This is a genomic window from Arthrospira sp. PCC 8006 (assembly GCF_046480465.1).
Taxonomy (GTDB): domain Bacteria; phylum Cyanobacteriota; class Cyanobacteriia; order Cyanobacteriales; family Microcoleaceae; genus Limnospira; species Limnospira platensis.
In genome coordinates this window covers 1-21,873 of sequence record NZ_PKGG01000052.1, presented here as the reverse complement: position 1 = coordinate 21,873, position 21,873 = coordinate 1, and the positions used below count along the sequence as shown (strand labels likewise).

The window sequence follows — 21,873 nt, the reverse complement described above, 5'->3', positions numbered from 1 at the left end:
AAGGAGGATTGATGATTCCCAATTTACAACCAGAAAATACTATAAATTCCGATTATTTGGGATTCTTGAATCAGTTAGAAAAAACTGGTTTTTTGGGAGAGGTTAAGGGAGATTTTGCTACTCGTTTAGTAATCGCAACTGATAATAGTATTTATCAGATACTTCCCCAGGGAGTAGTTTACCCAAGAAACCATCATGATTTAGTGATTCTGTTTAAACTGGCTAGTCAAACTCCCTATCAAAATATCACCTTTTCTCCCAGGGGAGGGGGAACCGGAACTAATGGTCAATCCTTATCTAAGGGAATCATTATTGATTGTTCTAAGTTTATGAATAACATCTTAGAAATCAATTTAGACGAGGGATGGGTCCGCGTTCAGCCTGGAGTAGTTTTAGACCAACTTAACTCATGTTTAAAGCCTCATGGTGTCTTTTTTGCTCCTTCGGTAGCGCCTAGTAATCGGGCGACTATTGGGGGAATGATTAACACTGATGCTTGTGGGAAGGGGTCGCGAATTTATGGGCGAACCAGTCAACACATTTTGGAGTTAGCCTGGGTGTTACCAGATGGCACTGAAAGCATTTCCACCCCTATGGATACTATAGCATTAAACCGCCTGAAAAAGCAAGGGGGGAGAGTGGGAAATATTTATAATCGTCTGGCTGACCTTCTCACGGAAAACGAAGAGAAAATCAATCAGGTATTTCCTCAACTGACCCGATTTATGACTGGCTATAACTTGGCTAAGGTCTATTCGGAGGATAAACAAACTTTTAACCTGAATTATTTATTAGCAGGGGCGGAGGGAACTTTAGGAGTTATCACGGAAGCCAAACTTAAACTTACCCCAATTCCCCAGGCGAAAAAACTACTGGTTATTCATTATGAAAGTTTTAATTATGCCTTGGAAGGGGCTATGGATTTATTGACCTCGGAACCAGGGGCGATCGAAACTATTGATGAGACGATTCTGAATTTGGCTAAACAGGATGAAATCTATGATGCAGTTAAGGATTTTATCCCGGTATCTGGAACTATAAATTTAGTGGAATTTGTGGGAGAAAGCGAGGCTGAGATTCAACCCAAAATAGACTCAATTCTTGAGAAAATTACAGGGGACAATCAGGGGATAAATGGTTATTATTTAGCAAAAAATAATCAGGAAATTATTAATCTCTGGAAACTTCGTAGTAAGGGGGCGGGACTTCTGGGAAATCAACCGGGAAATCGTAAACCGATACCGTTTATTGAGGATACAGTGGTTCCTCCGGTGCATCTAGCTAAATATATTGGAGAATTGCGGGATTTATTAGCAGAATATAATCTGATTTATGGGATGTATGGTCATGTAGATGTTGGTTGTTTGCATTTGCGTCCGGCTTTGGATTTAAAGGTTCCCGCTGATGCAGAATTAGTCCGCGAATTATCCGATCGCATTGTGGCTTTAGTGCGTGAATATGGGGGAGTATTTTGGGGAGAACATGGTAAAGGTTTTAGGAGTGAATATACACCGGAGTTTTTTGGGGAGGAATTATATCAAGTTTTGCGAGAAGTGAAAACTATCTTTGACCCCAAAAACCGACTAAATCCGGGTAAAATTGTCACGCCTATAGATAGTTTAGATACGGTAGTTAAATTAGATTCACCCATGCGGGGAGAATTTGACCGCCAAGTTAATCCTAGCCAAATTAGTGAATATGAAGGGGCGTTTAACTGTAATGGTAATGGCGCTTGTTTTAACTTCGATCCTGATGATGTGATGTGTCCTTCCTATCGGGTAACTCGCGATCGCATTCATTCCCCAAAAGGGCGATCGAGTTTGTTGCGGGAGTGGCTAAGACTCCTAGAAAATCATGGTGATGAAATTACCGAAACTCCGACAACTTTAATAATGCGCCTCTGGAATACCCTCAAACAATGGCGGGGAGATTATGATTATTCCCAGGAAGTTTATGCAGCTATGAATGGCTGTTTATCCTGTAAAGCCTGCGCTAGTCAATGTCCCATTCATGTGAATATCCCGGACATGAAATCAAAGTTTTTATATCTTTATCATACTCGATATTTGCGACCCTTTAGAGATTATCTAATCGCCCATATAGAAACCCTGTCAAAGTGGCAATCTTTGCATCCAAAAATAGCCAATATATTCAGCCAAAATTCTCTATCAAAAGCGGCGACTAAAACTCTGTTAAATATGGTAGATCCTCCGGTAGTGAGTCATCCCACCCTCCAGGAAGGTTTACGGACGCGCCACCACCCCAAATTTAATCTGGATAGGCTGGCAAATTTAAGTGGGTCGGAAAAGCAATGTAGTGTGATTTTGCTACAGGATGCCTTTACCAGTTTTTATGAATCTTCCCTGGTATTAGCAGTCTATGATTTTCTGCATAAATTAGGATATAATGTTTATATACCCGATTTTTTCCCCAGTGGTAAAACCACCCATGTTAAAGGATTTTTGCGAGAGTTTAAAGCGATCGCTTCCCAAAACTGCCAATGGTTGCAACAATTAAAATCCCTAGAAATTCCCCTAATTGGCATTGAACCTAGTATAGTTTTAACCTATCGGGATGAATACCCGAAAATGCTTGATTTTAGTCAAGCCTTACCAACCATTAACTTACTGCAAGAGTTTCTGATAAAATATGGCGATCGCTTACCCAAACTCAGCGCCAATCAGCCTTATTTCCTGTTCGGACATTGCCAGGAAAAAACTGCCGTTTTAACCTCTCAAAAACAATGGCAACAGCTATTTGAAGCCATGGGATTAGAATTAAATATCATCAATACAAGCTGTTGCGGAATGGCGGGAATATATGGTCATGAAGCCGAACACTATCAGCAATCCCAAGAAATTTATAATAGTAGTTGGGGGCGAATTATCTCAACCATAGATAATCCCGATCAAATCTTAGTCACAGGTTATTCTTGTCGATCGCAAATTCACAGATTTAGTCATTTTACCCCCAATCATCCCATCCAAGCATTACTAAAATTACTGTAAACTCAGAGGTATTGTGGAAATTGATGACCTGGAAAAATACTAAAATGCGCTTAATATCCCTTGATGTATTTAGAGGTATAGCGATCGCCGCCATGATACTGGTGAATAACCCCGGAAGCTGGGGTTATATGTATCCGGTATTGCAACACGCCGAATGGGATGGATGCACTCCCACCGATGTAGTTTTCCCCAGTTTCCTATTAATTGTGGGAGTAGCGATCGCCTTTTCCCTGTCCAAATTTTCCCCAGAACATCGTTTAGGTGGCGACGGAGTACCCCCATCAGTTTATAGTCGAATAGGGCGGCGATGTCTGCTACTGTTTCTCTTGGGGTTAATCCTAAATGGTTTTCCCAACTATGACCTAGCCAATATCCGGATCATGGGAGTATTACAACGAATAGCGATCGCCTATGGACTAAGTGCGATCGCCATTTTAAACCTCTCCCGACGGCAATTGTGGCTAATTTCCATTTTCACCCTCATAGGTTACTGGCTGGCTATGACCATGATTCCCGTACCCGGTTATGGCCCAGGCAACCTATCACCAGAAGGCAACTTAGGCGCATTCATAGACCAGACAATTTTAGGTTCCCATCATTTGTGGCGAGGCGGTCCCTACGACCCAGAAGGATTATTTAGCACCGCACCCGCTACAGTTACCGTAATCATCGGCTATCTTACCGGAGAATGGCTAAAATCCAAACCCCGCAATAGTCTCACCGTCATTAACCTAGTAATGTTTGCCCTCAGTAGCCTGGTGGTCGGCTATTTGTGGGGGATATGGTTTCCCATTAATAAGGCACTGTGGACCAGTTCCTATGTATTAGTGACCGCCGGGTGGGGACTGCTATTATTAGCCTTCTGTTATGGGGTCATAGAAGTTAAAAACTGGCGACGGTGGGGGAAACCTTTTGAAATCATGGGAGTTAATGCCATATTTCTATTTGTGGCTTCCGGCTTACTGGCCAGGATATTAATACGGATCCGGGTAGGTAGCGAACCCGTTAGCCCGAATCTGAAAACCTGGATCTATGAAAATATATTTGTATCCTGGGCTGGATTCCTCAATGGATCGCTGATGTATGCTGTAGCTACAGTCATATTTTGGTGGGCGATCGCCTATATCATGTATAACCGTCGGTGGTTTCTGAAAGTCTAGGCACAGAAAATCGCTACAATAGATCAACAGTATCTATTAACAGTCTTAGCAGCACGTTATGATTCCAACCGTCATCGAACAATCAGGCCGTGGTGAACGCGCCTTTGATATTTACTCCCGACTCCTGCGCGATCGCATCGTGTTTCTAGGAACCCAAGTTAACTCAGATGTTGCTAACTTAATTGTCGCTCAACTGCTATTTTTAGACGCAGAAGACCCCGAAAAAGATATTTATCTATACATCAACTCCCCAGGTGGGGGGGTTAATGCGGGATTAGGCATCTTTGACACCATGAACCATATTCGTCCTGATGTCTGCACCGTCTGTCTGGGACTAGCAGCCAGTATGGGGGCATTTCTCCTCAGCGCCGGGGCTAAAGGAAAGCGTTACAGCCTCCCCCACTCCCGGATTATGATTCACCAACCCCTCGGAGGCGCACAAGGACAAGCTACTGATATTGAAATTCAGGCCAGAGAAATTCTCTATCTGAAACGGCAACTTAACGAAAATCTCGCTAAACACACCAGCCAACCCCTATCCCGTATCGAAGAAGACACAGAAAGGGATTTCTTTATGTCTGCTGAAGATGCGGTTAATTACGGCCTCATCGATCAAGTTATTAGTCGCCGTCCTTCTGCATCTAATCCGGTTGACAGTTAATATAGAACATTGCACAGTCGAAAGCCCCTCTCCCTCTGGGCTCTAATGTAGCGGTGGAGCCCCGCTAGTTCCTCGCCTGCCACCCAGAAGCCCTCTAGGGTTGGGGGTTGGCGGGGGAACTATCAAACATTCTAAATCGATTGTAAATAGTGTAAAAAGTCCAGCAATTCTTCAGAAGTTAACTGGTGGCGCGATCGCTTTCCGTAGGTCTTGAGTAGATGTGTAGAACCCTGTTCCGCTGTCCAACCTAACCTTCGTAACTCAATATTGGTTTTGGCAATATCGTCAGACAGATCATCATTATAGGGAATCTCCAGGGAAACCTTAACAGATGGCGGTTATGGCTGATGAATAATCCTATTTTCTGAGGTTTCTAGTTCATCGCTGGGCAAATGGGGCAGAGAAGCCCCTCGCCCTTTGGTTGAGGGCTGGTTCTGGGTAGTGGTAGCATCAGGTAAAGATTGAGACCCGGCTGGAGGTTTAATATAGGTGGCAGATAGCCACTCATCAGAAGGCATAGCCATCGAGTCAAGCCCCAGAGTTTCGCCGCCAGTGGTGAGTGAGTCCACAGCAGACTGATTTGGTGTACTAGGGACAACGGGAGGCGGTAAAGTATCTGACAATATGGGGAAATCAGCCTGGGGTAAATTCTGCCTGATTTTCTGTAACCCCAAATCCAAACACTTTAGCGATCGCTCTCTGGCTCTATCCTCAGCCAACTCCACAGTTTCAGCCATACCCAGTCCCGATGCCAGAGTTACCCCTGCTACCTGTACCAATACCCGAACAATATATTGATTGTTCTCAATAGCAATTAACTCCAAGATAAGTCCCCCAGTGGGATAGCGGCTTCTAAATTGAGTCAACATAATCTTAGATTAAGGTGATAGCATATAATTAGCTCGAATGTGGTGGCCGACGCAGCCCGTCTGCCCCTGACAACACTTTTCCACCTGTGGGGCATCGTTGTACATCCCCCCCTTAGCATTTTTTTGTAAGGTTGCCGAGCGCTCTTAACTCAAATTGTATCACTGTCTTTCTGGGGTGATTCGTCTTGGCATGGTGGGAAAAAGTGAGTCCTGGAAAAGTGGCTGAAACTAACAAAGGCAGAAGTTGCGTTAGAACCACCCATAGCCATCGACATCACATCACGAAGGAAAATCGCTACATGGAATTTTCAATCGCTACACTGTTAGCCAACTTCACAGAGGATAAATCTGTAGCCCCCAAGGCCCTAGAAAAAAAACTGACCTCTGATGAAGAGAGTCTGCGAAAATTTCAGATCGCCATTGATGCCCTAGAGCGCATCGGCATTTTGGAAAAAGATAAGGGCCGCTATCGTCGCATAGAACAGGAGAGTATTGTAGAAGCCAAATTGCGATGTTCCAGCAAAGGCTTCTGCTTTGCGATTCAAGACGCGGAAAGTGCCGAGGATGTCTACATCCGGGAAAGTCACCTGAGTACCGCCTGGAATGGCGATCGCGTCCTGGTGAGAATTATTAAAGAAGGCTCCCGTCGTCGTTCCCCCGAAGGAGAAGTCTACCTAATCCTAGAACGAGCTAACCCCTCGGTACTCGCTCGCGTCAAGCAAACCCAAAAAGGATATCGCGCGGTTCCCTTAGATGACCGATTGCTGTTTGAAATGAATCTGGTTAACCCCCCAGAGGAACTCGTTGATGCTGTCGATCACCTAGTTCATGTCGAAGTAGTGCGCTATCCCTTGGGTATTCATCGCCCTGTTGGTAGGGTGGTACAAGTTCTGGGTTCTGATGCTGAGGAAGCAGAAGACCTAGATATTGTCTGTTGTAAACATGATTTACCCCGGTCCTTTCCCAAAACTGTACTACAGGAAACCGAAATCCTCCTAGCTGCTAGTGCTACCCTCAAAAAGAGCGACCTGGAAAATAGACTGGATCTGCGCGACGAGCCCACTCTTTCCTTTAGCCCCGATTTGGGCAATCCTGAATTTTCAGTCCTCAAGCCAGAAGACGAACCCGCTCAATATACCATTGACCACGCCCTCAGCCTGAAAGAAACCGATTCGGGGAACTGGAAATTAGCCATTCATATCGCCGATAGCTCCCATTATATTCAACCAGACACCGCTTTAGATCGCGAAGCCAGGCGGCGAGGTATCGGCATTTACTTGGCTGATAAATATATCCCTATTCTTCCGGCTTCCCTTAGCTGCGATCGCATTTCTTTAGTTCCCGGAGAAGATCGCCTCGCTTTATCCATCATGATTGAACTAGGTCCGACTGGAAAAATCCTAGAATATGAAATTCAGCCTAGTATCGTCCGCGTTGACCGACAAATAACATATCAGGAAGCCCAAAGCATTCTTGATGGCGAATCTTCCGAAGATAATCGCATTATAGAAGACCTCCTAGAAGTCAGTCGCGCCATTCGACAAATGCGGGAGTTGCGCGGTGGTTTTGAAATGAACCTTCCTGATACCCATTGTCATTTTAATGATGAAGGGGAACTTGGGCCCATGATTTCTGGCACTAAATTAGTGTCTCAGGCCATGGTATCCGAGTTGATTATTTTAGCTAATCAGGTAGTCGCCAGCCACTTGCAATCTCTTGGGGTTCCCGCTATCTATCGCGTTCAAGGCTCCCCAGACCCCGCTGATGTCGCTGAATTGGTCAAGTTGTCGATTCATCTCGGTTGTGAACTTGATATTGATGATGAAGCCGAAATTCAACCCCAAGATTTTCAAGCATTTACCCAAGCCATTAAAAACACTCGAGCCGAGAGGGTATTAACTTATCTGCTTGAAGATAGTCTCAAGCCTACTGTTTATAGTACAGTTCCTAAACTGCATTTTGGCTTGGCATTACCCGCCTATACTCACTGTACCTCACCCATTTCTCGCTATTGTGACCTGCAAATTTGTCGGGTTCTCAAAGCCGTATTTGAGGAAGGACGCGATCGCCGTTCCAGTCGTTCTAAAGAACCAGTTAACCTCCATCATTCCTCATCAGAGGGTAAAATTTCCTGGAATGTCTTACCTCCAGAGTTACAACATGATCTCGAAACCCAGTTAACTCAACTCGTCGTTCACCTCAGCGAAAGGGAAAGCGTGGCGGCTGATGCTGAGGAAGACCTAGAGGGACTCAAAAAAACTGGGTTTATGAAAGAACGCACAGGTCAAACTTTTGTAGGTTTGATTACTGGGGTTCAGTCCTATGGCTTTTTTGTCGAGATTGAACTAGAGTCTCCTGGGGGTTCAACTCTCAGGGTAGAAGGGTTAGTTCATGTGTCTTCCCTTAAAGATGACTGGTACGAATACCGTTCCCGTCAGCAAACCTTAGTCGGTCGCAAAAACCGCAATCAGTACCGTCTTGGCGATAATGTGGAAGTTCAGGTCAAGAGTGTAGACTACTACCGTCAACAAATCGATTTGGTTGCTGTTGGTGGCGGTAGCGAAGCTATTGATGAACACGAGGATAGCTTTTAACTTCCCTATTTCCGTGGGGTGCGTCAGACCAGAAAATGCCGATAAAAACCGATAATTTTAGGCTGACGCACCATCAGACTCTGGTTTTGGGGGCGGGTTAATTAAGCTGACTGGTGCCAAGTCTAATTAACTCCCGAACCCGCCCCTACATGATGTCGCTATCTGCTATTGAATTATTTTGAAGGTGAAATAATTGGGCTTAGACTCGTTTCGGGGGCGGGTTAATTAAGCTGACTGGTGTCAAGTCTAATTAACTCCCGAACCCGCCCCTACATGATGTCGCCCCTATTTCCGTRGGGTGCGTCAGACCAGAAAATGCCGATAAAAACCGATAATTTTAGGCTGACGCACCATCAGACTCTGGTTTTGGGGGCGGGTTAATTAAGCTGACTGGTGCCAAGTCTAATTAACTCCCGAACCCGCCCCTACATGATGTCGCCCTCTCCCAGGGGTAGAGGGAGGAATAATTATCAATTATCTATTGTCCATTATGGGGTGGTGGCTATCAGTCCTAGGTGATGTTATTATTAATAGACTACTCCTAGGCTGATCACTAAAGAAGGAGCGGGGTGTTGATATTTGGGCTCTGAAGTAGACAGATTTTATGAACTTATCTCTGCAAAAAAAAGTCTTGTTTGGCTTTGTGATTTCTTCTGTTTTACTACTGATAGTTACTTACAGTGGCTATCAAACTTCTAAGCAATTGGCTAATCTGAAAGAATGGGAAATACATACTAAGCAAGTATTAAGATTTTTGGAGGAAATTTCGACAGATTTATCAGATGCAGAAACCGGTCAAAGGGGTTTTTTGCTAACCCTAGAACCAGAATATTTAGAACCTTATAATCAGGCAGTTAAAGAGATTGATCAAGATTTATCCGTTCTCATATCTTTGACCAGAGATAATCCGACTCAGCAAAAACATCTTGATGATTTATCCACATTAATTTCCCAAAAATTAGAGGAACTTCAAATGACAATTGAACTGGCTAAATCTGGGAATACTCAAACAGCAATTGAATTGGTTAAAACCCATCATGGCAAAAATTTAATGAATGAAATCAGGCAGGTTTTAGACACCATGAAAGATGAGGAAGAAAGATTGTTTGAGATTCGGTCAGATGCTACGGATGAATTAATTAAAAATACTTTCTTGGTCTTCGGTATAGGAATAGTTTTTGATTTAGGATTACTGTCCGCTCTTTATTTGGTAATATATCGGGAAATTCATCATAAACAAATCGCTCAACAACAGTTAATTTCCTTAAACAAAGCTGCTTTTAGATTTGTGCCACAAGAGTTAATTAAAATTTTAAATAAAGATAGTATAATCGATGTTAATTTGGGGGACTATACCGAACAAGAAATGTCTATAATGTTTTCAGATATTCGTGACTTTACATCCATAAGTGAACGGATTTCTCCCCAAGATAATTTTAATTTAATTAATGCTTATCTTTCCCGTATGGCACCATTAATTAATGAACATTATGGATTTATTGATAAATATATTGGTGATGGTATTATGGCGCTTTTTGGTCGGAGTCCAGATGATGCTGTACAAGCTGCTATTTCTATGTTATCAAGTTTAAAGGAATATAATAAACTGCGAAATGAGTCTGGCTATATTCCCCTAAAAATAGGCATAGGAATTAATACGGGAAGATTGATATTAGGAACAGTAGGATACCATAATCATATCGAAGGTACTGTGATTAGTGATGCTGTTAATTTGGCTTCCCGAATTGAGCAACTAACTAAAGTTTATCGAGTTCCTTTATTGATATCAGAGTCTACATTTGTGAAGCTCAAACATCCCCATAACTATGGGATTCGTTTGGTTGATAAAGTTCAGGTTAAAGGGAGGTCAGAAATTGTGAAAGTTTACGAGGTTTTTAATCATGATTTCTTCCCGGAATTATCAGCCAAACTATCTAATTTATCAGTATTTTCGGAAGGGGTTTCACTCTATCATCAGCAAAATTTTCAGGAGGCTTTTAAGGCTTTTCAAGACTGTTATCATCAAAATCCCAATGATTCGGTTGTCCAAGTTTATTTGCGGCGTTTAAAAGGTGATTTATTAAGGTGAAATAATTTTCATCATAAGATTACCACTTTTTTGGAAATGGTAGGGGACTGATTGAATTTCGACAGCATATTTTAAAGCTGTTAATTGCTGAATTAATCTTGGTAAAAATCTGGGAGTATCTCCCCCAATACTAACTAGGGGAAACAGAAGAACCATACTGGCTACCCGGCATAATTCTAGAATAGCATCTCGATGGAACTGTTGGGAAAGTCGATCGCTATAGGAAAAGAGAAAATGAGCCGATAAAGCTCGGTCAAACTGACGGTCAGCAAAAGGCAAATGCGGCAGTTCTGCGTCGATATAACGCCCGGTTTGTCGTCCTTGGGCAAAATCCGCCAAAAACTCATTCATCGCTTCTTGGCGGACCTGTGCGAGGTGTTCTGGGGATTTTATTTGATGCCAGATGTAGTCTTCCCGGTTAGCTTCTACCTGTTGGATAACCATAGGCAAAACCAATTGAATGCGATCGCTAATTTGGGCAGAGGAAAACCGATAAAGAGGGTCACAGGAAGCCACAGAATAACCCCGACGGGTCATCACCGCATTAAAACTCGCCGGACCCCCAGCACAGTCCAAATAAGAGTAGTGCAAATCATCCTCACTCAGAGCAAACATTTGCAAATACTCATCAAAACTGCGTCCCCAAGGAATCACTTGATCAACCGTAAATCCCATAATTTTGCCTAGTTCCCAAAACTCCTAAATCATGACACCCCAAACACCCACCTTGTCGCATTTCCGATAGTTAGAGAATCGTCGGGCGTGGCGGTAGTGCTTGGGAAAATGCCACAAAAAAACAGGGGTGAGGCTGAGAAATTACAGATCACCCCTGTCAGATAATCTAGGCAACGTTTTCGTTACTTTCGTTGGCCACCCGTTCCTTAAAGGCTTTCCCAGCTGAGAAAGCTGGAACAGTAGTAGCAGGAATAGTCATCGGTTGTCCAGTGCTAGGGTTACGGCCCTCACGAGCCTTGCGGTGGCGAGCCTCAAAAGAACCAAAGCCCACCAGAGTGACCTTTTCCCCATCAGCTACAGCATCCATGATGCACTCACAGATAGCCGAAATAATCGCATCTGCTTGTTTTTTGGTAACACCCGCCTTGATAGATGTTTCCTGAACCAACTGCTCTTTATTCATCGAAATACCTCCAGAATCATTTTCAGTGGGTGATTTTGCCCTAATTATGGCTGTTCTAACACAGACTTATCAGAGATTGACAAGTATATACCTTAAAATTCTCTGTAGTTTCACCCAGAAAGCACTAGAGAATGGTTTTTTCGTTGCACTGAGCCGAAAACACTACCATCAGGTTTAGCCGGTAGGTCTTCGGCACAGATTGGCATTTCCACGGTCAGGATACAGCATACAACAGCATTAAGGGCAATTTTAACCATCACCCCAGGCGAGATTACTCAATTCCCTCAATGCGGTCTTCAACCTCTTGGTATAACTCCCGGAGGCGATCGAGATTTTCTTCGCTAGTTTCCCAATAGCCCCGGCCATTAACCTCCAGCAGAGTTGTCACCATTTTACGGAAAGAGTGGGGGTTAAGATTCATCAGACGTTGCTGCATGGCCTCGTCCTTGATAAAGGTTTCGTTAGTTTCCTCATAAACCCAATTATCCACAGCCCCAGCGGTGGCACTCCATCCCATTGTATTAACCAGACGCTTAGACAACTCTCGCACACCCTCATAACCATGAGAAAGCATCCCCTCATACCATTTAGGGTTGAGCATCTTCGTCCGTGCGTCTAGGCGCACAGTTTCCGAGAGAGTCCGCACTTGAGCGTTAGCGGTAGTTGTATCGGCGATATAGGAAGCCGGTTGTTTCCCGTCTTTACGCAAGCTGGCGATGGTTTTGGTGGGGTCAGAGTCGAAATAGTGGGAAACGTCAGTTAAGCTAATTTCCGAAGAATCCAAGTTTTGGAATGTGGCATCAGCAGTTTTTAGGGAAGCCTCAAACATCTGACGGTTATCACCCATCATCCCCGGATTATCGGAATTAAAGGCAAAAGACTTGCGGTTTAAATACATTTCCTGCAATTCTGCCTCACTTTCCCAGGTGCTATTTTCCACAGCCAGGTTAACATTAGCGGCATAGGAACCGGAAGCATTAGAGAAAACACGGGTAGCAGCCTGTCGGAGGTTGATACCTAGCTCGGCGGCTTGTTGTAGGGCGTGTTTGCGAACAAAGTTCATTTCCAGGGGTTCATCGGCTTCGGCGGCCATTTTAATGGCTTTATCGAGCAGATTCATTTGGTTGATGAACAGGTCGCGGAACACTCCCGAACAGTTAATCACTACGTCAATGCGAGGGCGGCCCAATTCTTCAAGGGGGATTAACTCCAACTTGTTGACGCGACCCAAAGCATCGGGAACTGGTTTAGCCCCGACCATCCACATAACCTGGGCTAAGGATTCGCCATAGGTTTTGATATTATCAGTTCCCCAGAGAACAACTGCAATGGTTTCTGGGTACTGACCGCCGTTTTCCATTTTTTGCCGCTCTAGGAGTCGGTCTACGACGATTTGAGCGGATTTAACTGCGGCTACGGTGGGGATAGACTGAGGGTCGAGGGCGTGCATATTCTTCCCAGTGGGGAGAACGTCGGGATTGCGAATGGGGTCGCCGCCAGGTCCGGGAAGGATATATTCCCCTTCCAAAGCGCGCAGCAAGGCTCCTAATTCGTTATCGGCGCAAACCTGTTTTAAGCAAAATTCCAGATACTCAAACAGGGGTTTCATGGGTTCGGGGTCGATCTGGGTGTAGCCTAAGTCGTGTAAGGCTTGTAACCAGGGTTCTTTTTTACCCATGTTAAAGAAGTTGAGTTGGGAGATTTTGGAAACTCGGCCCTCTGCGTCGGTTTGTTCTTGAACTAAAGCAGCGATCGCCGCACGGGTAGCATTTGTGATGTGCTGCAACAGGTCAACGTCGGCGAGAATGCCTTGGTTGCTGTTGCGGTAGAGTTCCTCAATATCCCGATTGATGCTATTGGCGATAATCCGAGGTAGACTGACGATCCCTTCTTCTTCGCGGTCTAAGCTGGCAATATTGACCAAGGTGGCGATCGCCTCTTCAGCGCTCGGAGGCTTACCAATAACGTGCAACCCACAAGGAAGCAGGCGAGACTCAATTTCCATCAGTTTCCGGTAAACCTGTCCCACCACATTATCGCGTTCTTCCTGGGTCAGTTCGCCTGGGTCTTGTTCCGGGAGAGCCACATCCTGATCCAAGTTCACCATACGGGATTTTTCGATAATGGTGCTGACAATTTGCACACCGCGACCACTATCTTTAAGAGTTTGGTAAGACCCAATCAACTCGTTAAGTTCCTGCAAACCCTTATAGAGTCCCGCATTTTCCGCCGCCGGAGTCAGATAAGAGATAGTTTCCGCATAGCTACGGCGTTTAGCAATAGTCGCCTCACTGGGGTTATTAGCCGCGTAATAGTACAGGTTAGGAATAGTACCAATCAGGTTATCCGGGTAACATTCCCCAGACATTCCCATCTGTTTTCCAGGCATAAATTCTAGGGAACCGTGGGTCCCAAAGTGCAGCACAGCATCCGCGCCCCATACCTGTTCTAGGTAGGTGTAGTAAGCCGCGAAACCGTGGTGAGGACTCGCCGACCGGGAGAACAGCAAACGCATGGGGTCCCCTTCATAGCCGAAGGTCGGTTGTACCCCGATAAACAGATTTCCGAAGGATTTTCCGTAAACTAACAGATTCTCCCCATCCGTGTTCAGGTGTCCCGGAGGTGGTCCCCAGTTTTCGTGCAGACGTTCCGAGTAGGGAGTCAATCGCTCATATTGTTCTACCGACATTTTATAGGCGATATTCAGTTCTGGGCTTTGATATTGAGCAGTAGCATCATGGATGACCTGCTGCATTAAAGCACTGGGAGACTCTGGGATTTCGGGGATATCATAACCGTTATTTTTTAAGGCTCTCATCACCTCGTAGATAGAACCGAATACGTCCAAATAGGCGGCGGTTCCGACGTTCCCTTTATCGGGGGGGAAACTGAAAATGGTAATGGCGACTTTTTTATCAAGTTTTGGTTTTTTCCGCAGGTTAGCCCATTTCAGCGCCCGCTGACAGATGGCTTCGATGCGGTCTTGGAGGGCGATCGCCTTTCCGGTGGCTCCGTCCCTTCCCGACACAATAATTGGCTCAATAGCCCCATCCAATTCCGGGATAGCAATTTGTAGGGCGACTTGGATCGGATGCAATCCTAATTCGCTTTCTTCCCATTCTTCCGTAGTTTGGAATACCAGGGGTAGGGCTACCATATAGGGACGGTTGAGCCGTTTTAGGGAGTCGATCGCTTTCGGGTGGTCTTGGCGAGCCGGACCTCCCACCAACGCGAACCCAGTCAGGGAAACCACGATATCAACCAGAGGTTGAGCCGGAATGCCTTTGGGTGGCGTATCCCAGAAGTAGGTATCTACAGGCTTGGAAAAGTCCAGACCCCCCGCAAATACTGCCACCACTCGCGCCCCCATAGCTTCCAGTTCCTGCACCATTGCCACATAATGGGCATCATCTCCCGTGACTAGGTGGGTACGTTGCAGCACCAAGCCCACACAGGGCGCTAGGGGGTCTTTGGTGTCCTCTGGGATATCTTCGCGCCCGTTATACCAATTCAGATAGTCATTGACATCCTCGAACATTTTGGGAGCCAGGGGATGCCAAATTCCCATATCGGGATAGGTGACAGGTTCGGCAAAGTGCAGTTTTTCTTGGCCCTTAAAAACATATTTCTCTGCCAACATGAGCAGGAAGTTTTCCAGGTTTTCTGGAGAACCACCCAGCCAATATTGGAAACTCAGCATAAAGTTCCGCGCGTCCTGAGCCTTATCAATAGGCATATATTTCAGGACTTTGGGGAGGGTTTGCAGAAGTTTCAGCATTCCGTCCTGGAAGGAGGAACCGGATTTTTCCTTCCGTTTTTTCATGAACTGGGCGATCGCACTTTTGCTCTGTCCCAGTTGTGCCATGGAGAAGCTGCCCATTTTGTTCAGGCGCATTACCTGTGGCATGGAAGGGAACACCACCGCCACATCCAAGCGATCGCGGTAGGGAGTTACCGCTTCCACTACTTTATCAGCTAAATCTTCGATAAAGATTAATGAGGCGATGAAAACATTGGCCTCGGCTAGGTCTTTTTTCAGGTTTTCGTAATTTTCCGGGTCCCGCAGTTCCTCGATCAGATAACCACTGATCTCGATCGCCAAGTTCGGGTTTTTTTCATTTATAGCCCGCACTGCTGCTGACAAAGCGCTCTGGTACTGGGCCTCTAGCACGATATAGACGACTTTTAAACGTGATCGTCCGTTGAGGGAATCAGGTTTAATGTGTCTAACGGTAGGCTTGACGTAGGTAAACATATTTAGTGTTCGTTCCTCGGTGTTCTGCTCTAAAGCTGTCTGGATAGGTAGACTATTGTGGATCAGCGATCGATCCCGTCAACATTTGGCAACGTCCTACATGGGATGCCGTCCCGCTAGGAGACAACCCTGATGACTTCACCATTGAGTATTATTACCAGAAAATGAGCCAAAGTGGTTAGTGGAAGCCACTTTTTGACACAATTCGACAAAATTTTGGCCAATCTTTGCAACAAAGATTTATAAATTGCCCAGTTAACAGTCTTGATTATATACACAAGTGTTAAATTTTATGATCTAGGATAAAGTTTTCTATATAAAGTTTGACACCTCTTATGACTGTACCAAGAACTATTTGTCTGGGCTTCTTAGCAGTAATTGCGATCGGCACATTCTTATTATGGATGGATGATACCATTTATCACAGTAGTTTTGGCAATCCTATTACCGCACTATTTCTCGCCACTTCTGCCGTCTGTGTCACGGGTTTATCAGTTGTTGATGTTAGCAATTTTTATTCCTTTTGGGGGCATTTTTGTTTACTTAGCTTAGTGGAAATTGGAGCCTTGGGCTACATGACCGCCAACACCATGCTTCTGCTATTAATTGGCAGAAAATTTGGACTCCGAGATAAATTAGCACTCCAAAAATCTTTGGATACCGCCGGAATCGCTGGAGTCATGCCACTGCTCAGATCTATTATAGCGACCATGGCCTTATTTCAAATTGCCGGAGTTATCTTATTAATGATTGTTTTTCTTCCGGATTATGGCTTAAAAAATAGTCTGTGGCTGGCTATATTTCATAGTGTAAATGGCTTTAATAATGCCGGATTTAGCTTATTGGAAGAGAGCTTAGTTGATTATGTATCCTCTCCCATCGTCAATATAACAATGAGTATTTTAATTATTTTTGGTGGTTTAGGATATCAAGTAATCATGGAACTTTTTTTGTGGATTAAAACTACATTAAATAAAGAACCAATGCGTCGGGATTTTTCTCTACACTTTAAAGTCGTCACCAGTACCACTATAATTCTGCTATTTTCCGGGTCTTTCCTCTTTTTTATCACCGAATTTAATAATCCTCAAACCTTGCAGAGTTTAACCATATTTGGCAAAATGCAAGCAGCCTGGTTTCAATCTGTCACCAGCAGAACCGCTGGATTTAACACCATATCTATAGGAGATATGACATATTCATCAATTTTGATTACTATGATCCTAATGTTTATTGGTGCTAGTCCAGGAAGTACAGGAGGCGGCTTAAAAACCACTACATCAAGAATATTGGTAAACTGCACAAAAGCAGCCCTACAAGGTCGAGATGAAGTCTTATGTTATCAGCGCAAAATTCCCTCCCCTTTGATTTTAAAAGCCGTCGGAGTTTTGGTCGGTTCCATTACTGTGGTTTGTGTAGCCACATTATTAATTGTGATTATGCAACCAGAATTAGGATTTGGTAGCATCTTTTTTGAAATTGTCTCAGCCTTTGGAACCGTAGGTCTGTCTACTGGCATCACTGGAGATTTTTCCATGCTGAGTCGATTAATTATTATTGCCACCATGTATATTGGTCGGGTGGGAGTATTATTGCTAATGTCTGCGGTTTTGGGCGATCCTCAACCCTCATCAATTGATTATCCAGAAGAAAACCTATTGGTGGGTTAACTATTGATTCTCTACCAGGTAAACTATAGAAATGGTAAAATAAAAAGATTATTCTTTCCATAGGATTGTTAGGACATCATGAATCTTTCATCTCTTAACTTTTTTCGGAATTTACGCGCCGAAAAACAACAATTTGCAGTCATTGGCTTGGGTCGCTTTGGACAGGCTGTTTGTTCGACTCTCAATGCTTCAGGCTATGAAGTTCTCGCCGTTGATAATGATGAAAAAAGGGTAAATGCGGCTTTAACCGATCGCATTGCTACCCATGCTTTACTATTAGACTCAACCGAAATGTCAGCCTTGCGAGAGGCGGGAATATTTGAACTAGACACCGTAATTGTCGCTGTCGGGAGTTTCCTGGCTGAAAGTATTACCACCACCCTTAACCTCAAAGAAGCCGGGGTGGCGAATGTCGTGGCTAAGGCTTCCTCGGAAACCCATGTTAAATTGTTAAAAAAAGTAGGGGCGGATCTAGTTGTGTTCCCCGAAAGACAAATGGGACAGGAGTTGGCGCGACTACTCACGAAGCCTAGACTGGTGGATCAGTTTGAACTAGACCCGGATCATAGTATTGTAGAAATGGTGGTTCCTGATGATTTTGATGGTAAAACGATCGCTCAATTAGAACTCCGTAGCAAATACGGTTTGAACCTATTGGCTATACGCACGGAAAATCAAACACTAGAAATAAATCCCCTACCTAACAAACGTTTAAAGAAGGGGACTATTATGGTGGTTTTGGGGTCAAACCAGGATATTAACCGACTTCCAGTTTAAGGGAATTATTCCCTACCAGGATTGGACTGGGGAATGATTTTCCCTAAACTCAGATCATCTAAATCAATTCCCTGAGACCCTCGTTGCTCTAATTGATCTAATACACGGGTGAACTGAAACCATACCGAACCCGCCATCATTATGGTGACGGGAACGGATAAGGCGTAAGCCACACGGCTAGAAATTGCAAATATCTGTAAACAGGAAGCTAGGAAAACACAAATCCCTACTGCGGAAGCTAAATAGGGGGCGAGCATCCTAAATCCCCGTAATTGGGCGATCGCACGACTAGATTTATTAACTTTCCAGTCCTTTACCAGTTGCTTGAGGGTCGCCACAAAGGGAATACAGCAGATAATACCAACCCATAAGCCAGCAGCTAACAGAAAATACGGCGGATCGTACATTATGATAATTCCATCGAATTGCTTGATATAGCAATCCTAAATGATTTGTCACCCAATAGGCGATCGATTTGTCAACCGCATACACCACACCAATCAACACCCCAGAACTCATCATTACTGAGAACTTCAGAGTCTGGGATGTTTGACCAAATATGCAAAAACCTAAGCCTCAACCGGAGACTTAGGAATTGCTGGCTTGAGCAGATAGCATCTGTTTTAGCTTTTCTAATTCATTCGCCCAGCGAGGGTCAGGCTGAATGGACTCGGGGTTACTACTAGAATTGGCGTTAGAAGACCCTTGTTGATTCCGATTAGATTTTTTCTTCTTACCACCACCACTTTTTGTGGGTGCAGAAGTTGGGCTAGAAGTGGGAGACTGGTTAACAGCACCAGGCGTAGCTGTAGCTGTAGCCGTAGCCGTAGCCGTAGCCGTAGCACCATCAGAACCACGACCCTCTTCAGACTCTGGTTTGTTTTTCTTACGAGGTTGCGCCCTTTCAATTTTTAGCGCATTGTCCCCGAACATAAAGCCGTTGTACTTCTCAACGATTTGATCTGCTAAATCATCACTTTGGACGGTGACAAACCCGAAACCACGACATTTTCCAGTCTTGCGATCGGTTATTACTTTAGCCGAAATCGTGTCGCCTTCCTCTGCAAATACAGCTTGCAATTCTTTGCGATCGAGTTCTTTGGGTAAATTACCAACATACAATCTAACGGACATTAGTGATACCTCCAGTAGGAAAAATTTGATATTTGAGTTGAAAAATCCTGTTGAGTTCAGACCACGTTAATAAATCATCATGATTAAACTCAGCCTTGACTTGACTTAAAAGACAAATTGGTGTTACTTCCAGCCTTAACTCATTGAGTATGATCATTGGCTTCAATATATAAATGAGTTTCTTGGCTGGCTGGGATTAGCAGCCTCAAATATCCAAAAGATTGAGATTGATTTGAACGGTCGAGTGAAATTTGAGTCATGCTTCAAAAATATCTGCTATAGCTGTTCCTATCACTTTTGTCAATAGGTTTTAAGTTTAGGGTTTCTATAGCTGCGATCGCAGTAACTAATGTCAAAGGAATTCAACTTCAAACCTGTTAAATGCTTCTTTAAGTTTAGTATGTTTTGGGGAAACAAAATCACAAATTTTATGGAACGACTAACTTGTTTGGCAACCTTTGCAGTCAGATCACTGCCGCAACTGATGATCTACATAGACTTTTGCCATTGCTAAGACCACAGTAGTAGCAGACCATCTTTAAACATATCACAGATATCGCCTATATTCACGATGTTAACAAATGTAACACTGTTTGGGACAAAATGCAAACTTGAGATATTAGAAATTCTAATGTTAATTGTATTTAAAGTCTACCGCTGGAAATGATACTAGCTCCCCAAAAGGCTAGTGATCCGGCTAGAATGACTGACCACAAGGGATGTCCGCCATACATACGGCGACGATCTGCCAGATTTTCCAGTTTTTCTATATCAATCCAGGGAGTAGCCCCCCGTCGCCACCATCCAGTTATTTTAACGAAATTACCAATTAAGTCGGTGGGATGGATAGATTTGGGCCAGAAGTTAGCCACAGGTGTCCACTGGGGGATATAGTGGAGGGGAACTATACCGGTGGCGGTTTTTAACAGGAGCTGTTGACCCATGATATTACTAATTCCCGACCGTCCGATTAACTGACCTTCTATACAAATGGGTTTGTTGTCGATGGGGATACTGTCGGGATTACAGTATAAATCGCGGAGATTGGGATTGTGAATGATGGCGGCGGGTTTAATGTCTGGGAAAAAGTGATTATTTCTCCAAAATATGCCTAAACTGATACCAATGGGAACACAACCCCACAAAATAGCCCTATCCCCAAATAACCATTCTAGTTGCCAAATCCCTAGCTTGCCGAAAATTGCCCCGAATAGCCAGATTAGCAACCCGATCGCTAATCCGATCGCTAATCCTAAATAAGGGGCGGCTTGCATTAAAAGTTTAGCGCGATCGCCTCGGGAATCAGACACGGGCTTAACTTCGAGGTTTAACTGAGTTTCTATTTGCCAAAATTTGCCATAACTGTTGAGAATCAGTAGGCGATCGCCTAATAGGGGATGAGAATTGCTCATCTGTAACCAGTAGCGATCGGGATTTCTCAGATCCCATGTTAATAGGGATTCAATGTCGCCGCCGTGGTTAAGCCCGATAAGTTGACTCTGGGGGGAAGCCACTAATATACTACCGAGAGTCATCCCCTGGGTAGGTGCGATCGGGGTTAATAAGTCAAACCCTTCTAATAAAAAGGTAGTATTGTCTAACTGGGGTGATGTCTGTGAGATACCAATAGCCATTTTTAGCAGCGCCCTGGTTAAGCCATTGGGATTTCCGGTTAAATTACAACAGATGCGATCGCTATAATAAACCCGCCGCCTCGAAATCCACAAAGCTGGAAACCGAAGAATCTGATAAACTCCATAAGCCAATACGGAAACCGGGAAAGCTATCACCCGCAGAATGTAGGTGGCTGGTTTTAATATAGATAGGGCTACATCAGGAATTAATGGGGGTTCCGACCTAACTCGCTGAAAACACCATTGCGCGCCGATAGCCGAATATTGATAAATCAAGTAGGGAATTTGCACTAATAGGGTAATAAACGACATCACCATAAAATCCCAATTTCCCACACTGGCGATTTCTCTGGCGTAAATGGTAGCTATTTCGTCAGGGGTTAGGGTATCGAGTAAACCCTGGCTAACCACAATCCGCACAAATCTTGGCCAGCATCCTAATGTCATGGCGATCGGGGTAGCCGTTGGTAACACTCGCAGCGCCGGAAATTTCCAATTTCGCGCTTTACAGTAGTTTTGTAGGACGCGACCTGCTTCTGGAGACAATGATAATAATTTCGTCCGGGGGAGGGTTTGTTGACCGTAACAGATTTTTAGCAACCCGTCCCATAGCCAGGGGGAGACTATAAATAATAGTCCTAAAGTCCAGTACAGCCATTGGTTAGGATTGCGGTATAGCCATTGAATGGGTCGGACAACGGGTAGGGAGATCAGGATATTATTGGCGTTTCTGAACAAAAATTCCACGAGGCGAGGACTTATCCACAGCAGGATAAATACGGTTAGGAATTGTTCGATCCTCAATCTGGTGAGTTTGAGTTTCCCTATTTTCCGCCACTTGGTCGCCCTTTCGGCTTCTTTCCATTGATAGGAATGTGAAACTG

At 44.4% G+C, this 21,873-nt stretch carries 16 protein-coding genes; 7 read left to right on the top strand and 9 right to left on the bottom strand.

The annotated features are described in order from the left end of the window. The first annotated feature begins 11 nt into the window (after positions 1-11). From B9T16_RS10330 to clpP, 3 genes are read left to right on the top strand one after another with little or no spacing between them, the layout of a single operon-like run. Entirely contained in the window at positions 12-3,008 is a 2,997-nt protein-coding gene (locus B9T16_RS10330) for an FAD-binding and (Fe-S)-binding domain-containing protein (RefSeq protein ID WP_410244698.1), read from the top strand. Positions 3,009-3,031: 23 nt separating this feature from the next. Next, on the top strand, positions 3,032-4,168 hold the full coding sequence (locus B9T16_RS10325; protein WP_410244697.1) for an acyltransferase family protein: 1,137 nt from the start codon (positions 3,032-3,034) through the stop codon (positions 4,166-4,168). Between the two features lie 58 nt (positions 4,169-4,226). Next, on the top strand, positions 4,227-4,829 hold the full coding sequence (gene clpP / locus B9T16_RS10320; protein WP_006616717.1) for an ATP-dependent Clp endopeptidase proteolytic subunit ClpP: 603 nt from the start codon (positions 4,227-4,229) through the stop codon (positions 4,827-4,829). A 338-nt stretch (positions 4,830-5,167) separates the two neighbouring features. On the opposite strand, the gene B9T16_RS10315 is transcribed toward clpP, so the two are convergent. Continuing rightward, positions 5,168-5,698 carry a hypothetical protein gene (locus B9T16_RS10315; RefSeq protein WP_006616718.1) on the bottom strand — a complete coding sequence of 177 codons (531 nt, stop codon included), beginning with the start codon at positions 5,696-5,698 and terminating at the stop codon, positions 5,168-5,170. Positions 5,699-5,997: 299 nt separating this feature from the next. On the opposite strand from B9T16_RS10315, the gene B9T16_RS10310 reads away from it, so the two are divergent. Beyond that, positions 5,998-8,292: a ribonuclease R family protein gene (locus B9T16_RS10310; protein ID WP_410244701.1), complete on the top strand. Its 2,295-nt coding sequence runs from the start codon at positions 5,998-6,000 to the stop codon at positions 8,290-8,292. Positions 8,293-8,896: 604 nt separating this feature from the next. Further along, the gene (locus tag B9T16_RS10305; RefSeq protein ID WP_410244696.1) at positions 8,897-10,381 is read left to right on the top strand and encodes a CHASE3 domain-containing protein; all 1,485 of its coding nucleotides are present in this window, start codon (positions 8,897-8,899) and stop codon (positions 10,379-10,381) included. On the opposite strand, the gene B9T16_RS10300 is transcribed toward B9T16_RS10305, so the two are convergent. The 4 genes from B9T16_RS10300 to B9T16_RS10285 form a co-directional block, all read right to left on the bottom strand. Further along, positions 10,373-11,056, bottom strand: coding sequence for a class I SAM-dependent methyltransferase (locus B9T16_RS10300; protein WP_006617833.1), 684 nt, complete (start codon positions 11,054-11,056; stop codon positions 10,373-10,375). The genes B9T16_RS10305 and B9T16_RS10300 overlap by 9 nt on opposite strands. Before the next feature lie 166 nt (positions 11,057-11,222). Next, entirely contained in the window at positions 11,223-11,519 is a 297-nt protein-coding gene (locus tag B9T16_RS10295) for an HU family DNA-binding protein (protein WP_006617834.1), read from the bottom strand. A 110-nt stretch (positions 11,520-11,629) separates the two neighbouring features. Continuing rightward, positions 11,630-11,776 (bottom strand): hypothetical protein, encoded by a 147-nt coding sequence (locus B9T16_RS10290; RefSeq protein WP_410244695.1) that lies wholly within the window; start codon positions 11,774-11,776, stop codon positions 11,630-11,632. A gap of 14 nt (positions 11,777-11,790) precedes the next feature. After that, positions 11,791-15,774, bottom strand: a complete 3,984-nt coding sequence (locus B9T16_RS10285; protein WP_410244694.1) for a magnesium chelatase subunit H — start codon at positions 15,772-15,774, stop codon at positions 11,791-11,793. Positions 15,775-16,109: 335 nt separating this feature from the next. Between B9T16_RS10285 and B9T16_RS10280 the strand changes: the two genes are divergently transcribed. Further along, a complete protein-coding gene (locus tag B9T16_RS10280) occupies positions 16,110-17,444 on the top strand; it encodes a TrkH family potassium uptake protein (protein WP_410244693.1) in 1,335 nt (444 codons plus the stop codon). A 78-nt stretch (positions 17,445-17,522) separates the two neighbouring features. Further along, a complete protein-coding gene (locus B9T16_RS10275; protein WP_410244692.1) occupies positions 17,523-18,221 on the top strand; it encodes a potassium channel family protein in 699 nt (232 codons plus the stop codon). Positions 18,222-18,226: 5 nt separating this feature from the next. On the opposite strand, the gene B9T16_RS10270 is transcribed toward B9T16_RS10275, so the two are convergent. From B9T16_RS10270 to B9T16_RS10255, 4 genes are all read right to left on the bottom strand, one after another. Beyond that, positions 18,227-18,628, bottom strand: a complete 402-nt coding sequence (locus B9T16_RS10270) for a hypothetical protein (RefSeq protein ID WP_317270910.1) — start codon at positions 18,626-18,628, stop codon at positions 18,227-18,229. A 181-nt stretch (positions 18,629-18,809) separates the two neighbouring features. Next, on the bottom strand, positions 18,810-19,355 hold the full coding sequence (locus tag B9T16_RS10265) for an RNA recognition motif domain-containing protein (protein ID WP_006617839.1): 546 nt from the start codon (positions 19,353-19,355) through the stop codon (positions 18,810-18,812). Then, a complete protein-coding gene (locus tag B9T16_RS10260) occupies positions 19,345-19,512 on the bottom strand; it encodes a hypothetical protein (RefSeq protein ID WP_014275032.1) in 168 nt (55 codons plus the stop codon). The genes B9T16_RS10265 and B9T16_RS10260 overlap by 11 nt, the downstream gene beginning before the upstream one ends. Positions 19,513-19,999: 487 nt before the next feature. Then, the coding region (locus B9T16_RS10255) for a M48 family metallopeptidase (RefSeq protein WP_410244691.1) at positions 20,000-21,873 on the bottom strand (1,874 nt) is incomplete at its 5' end.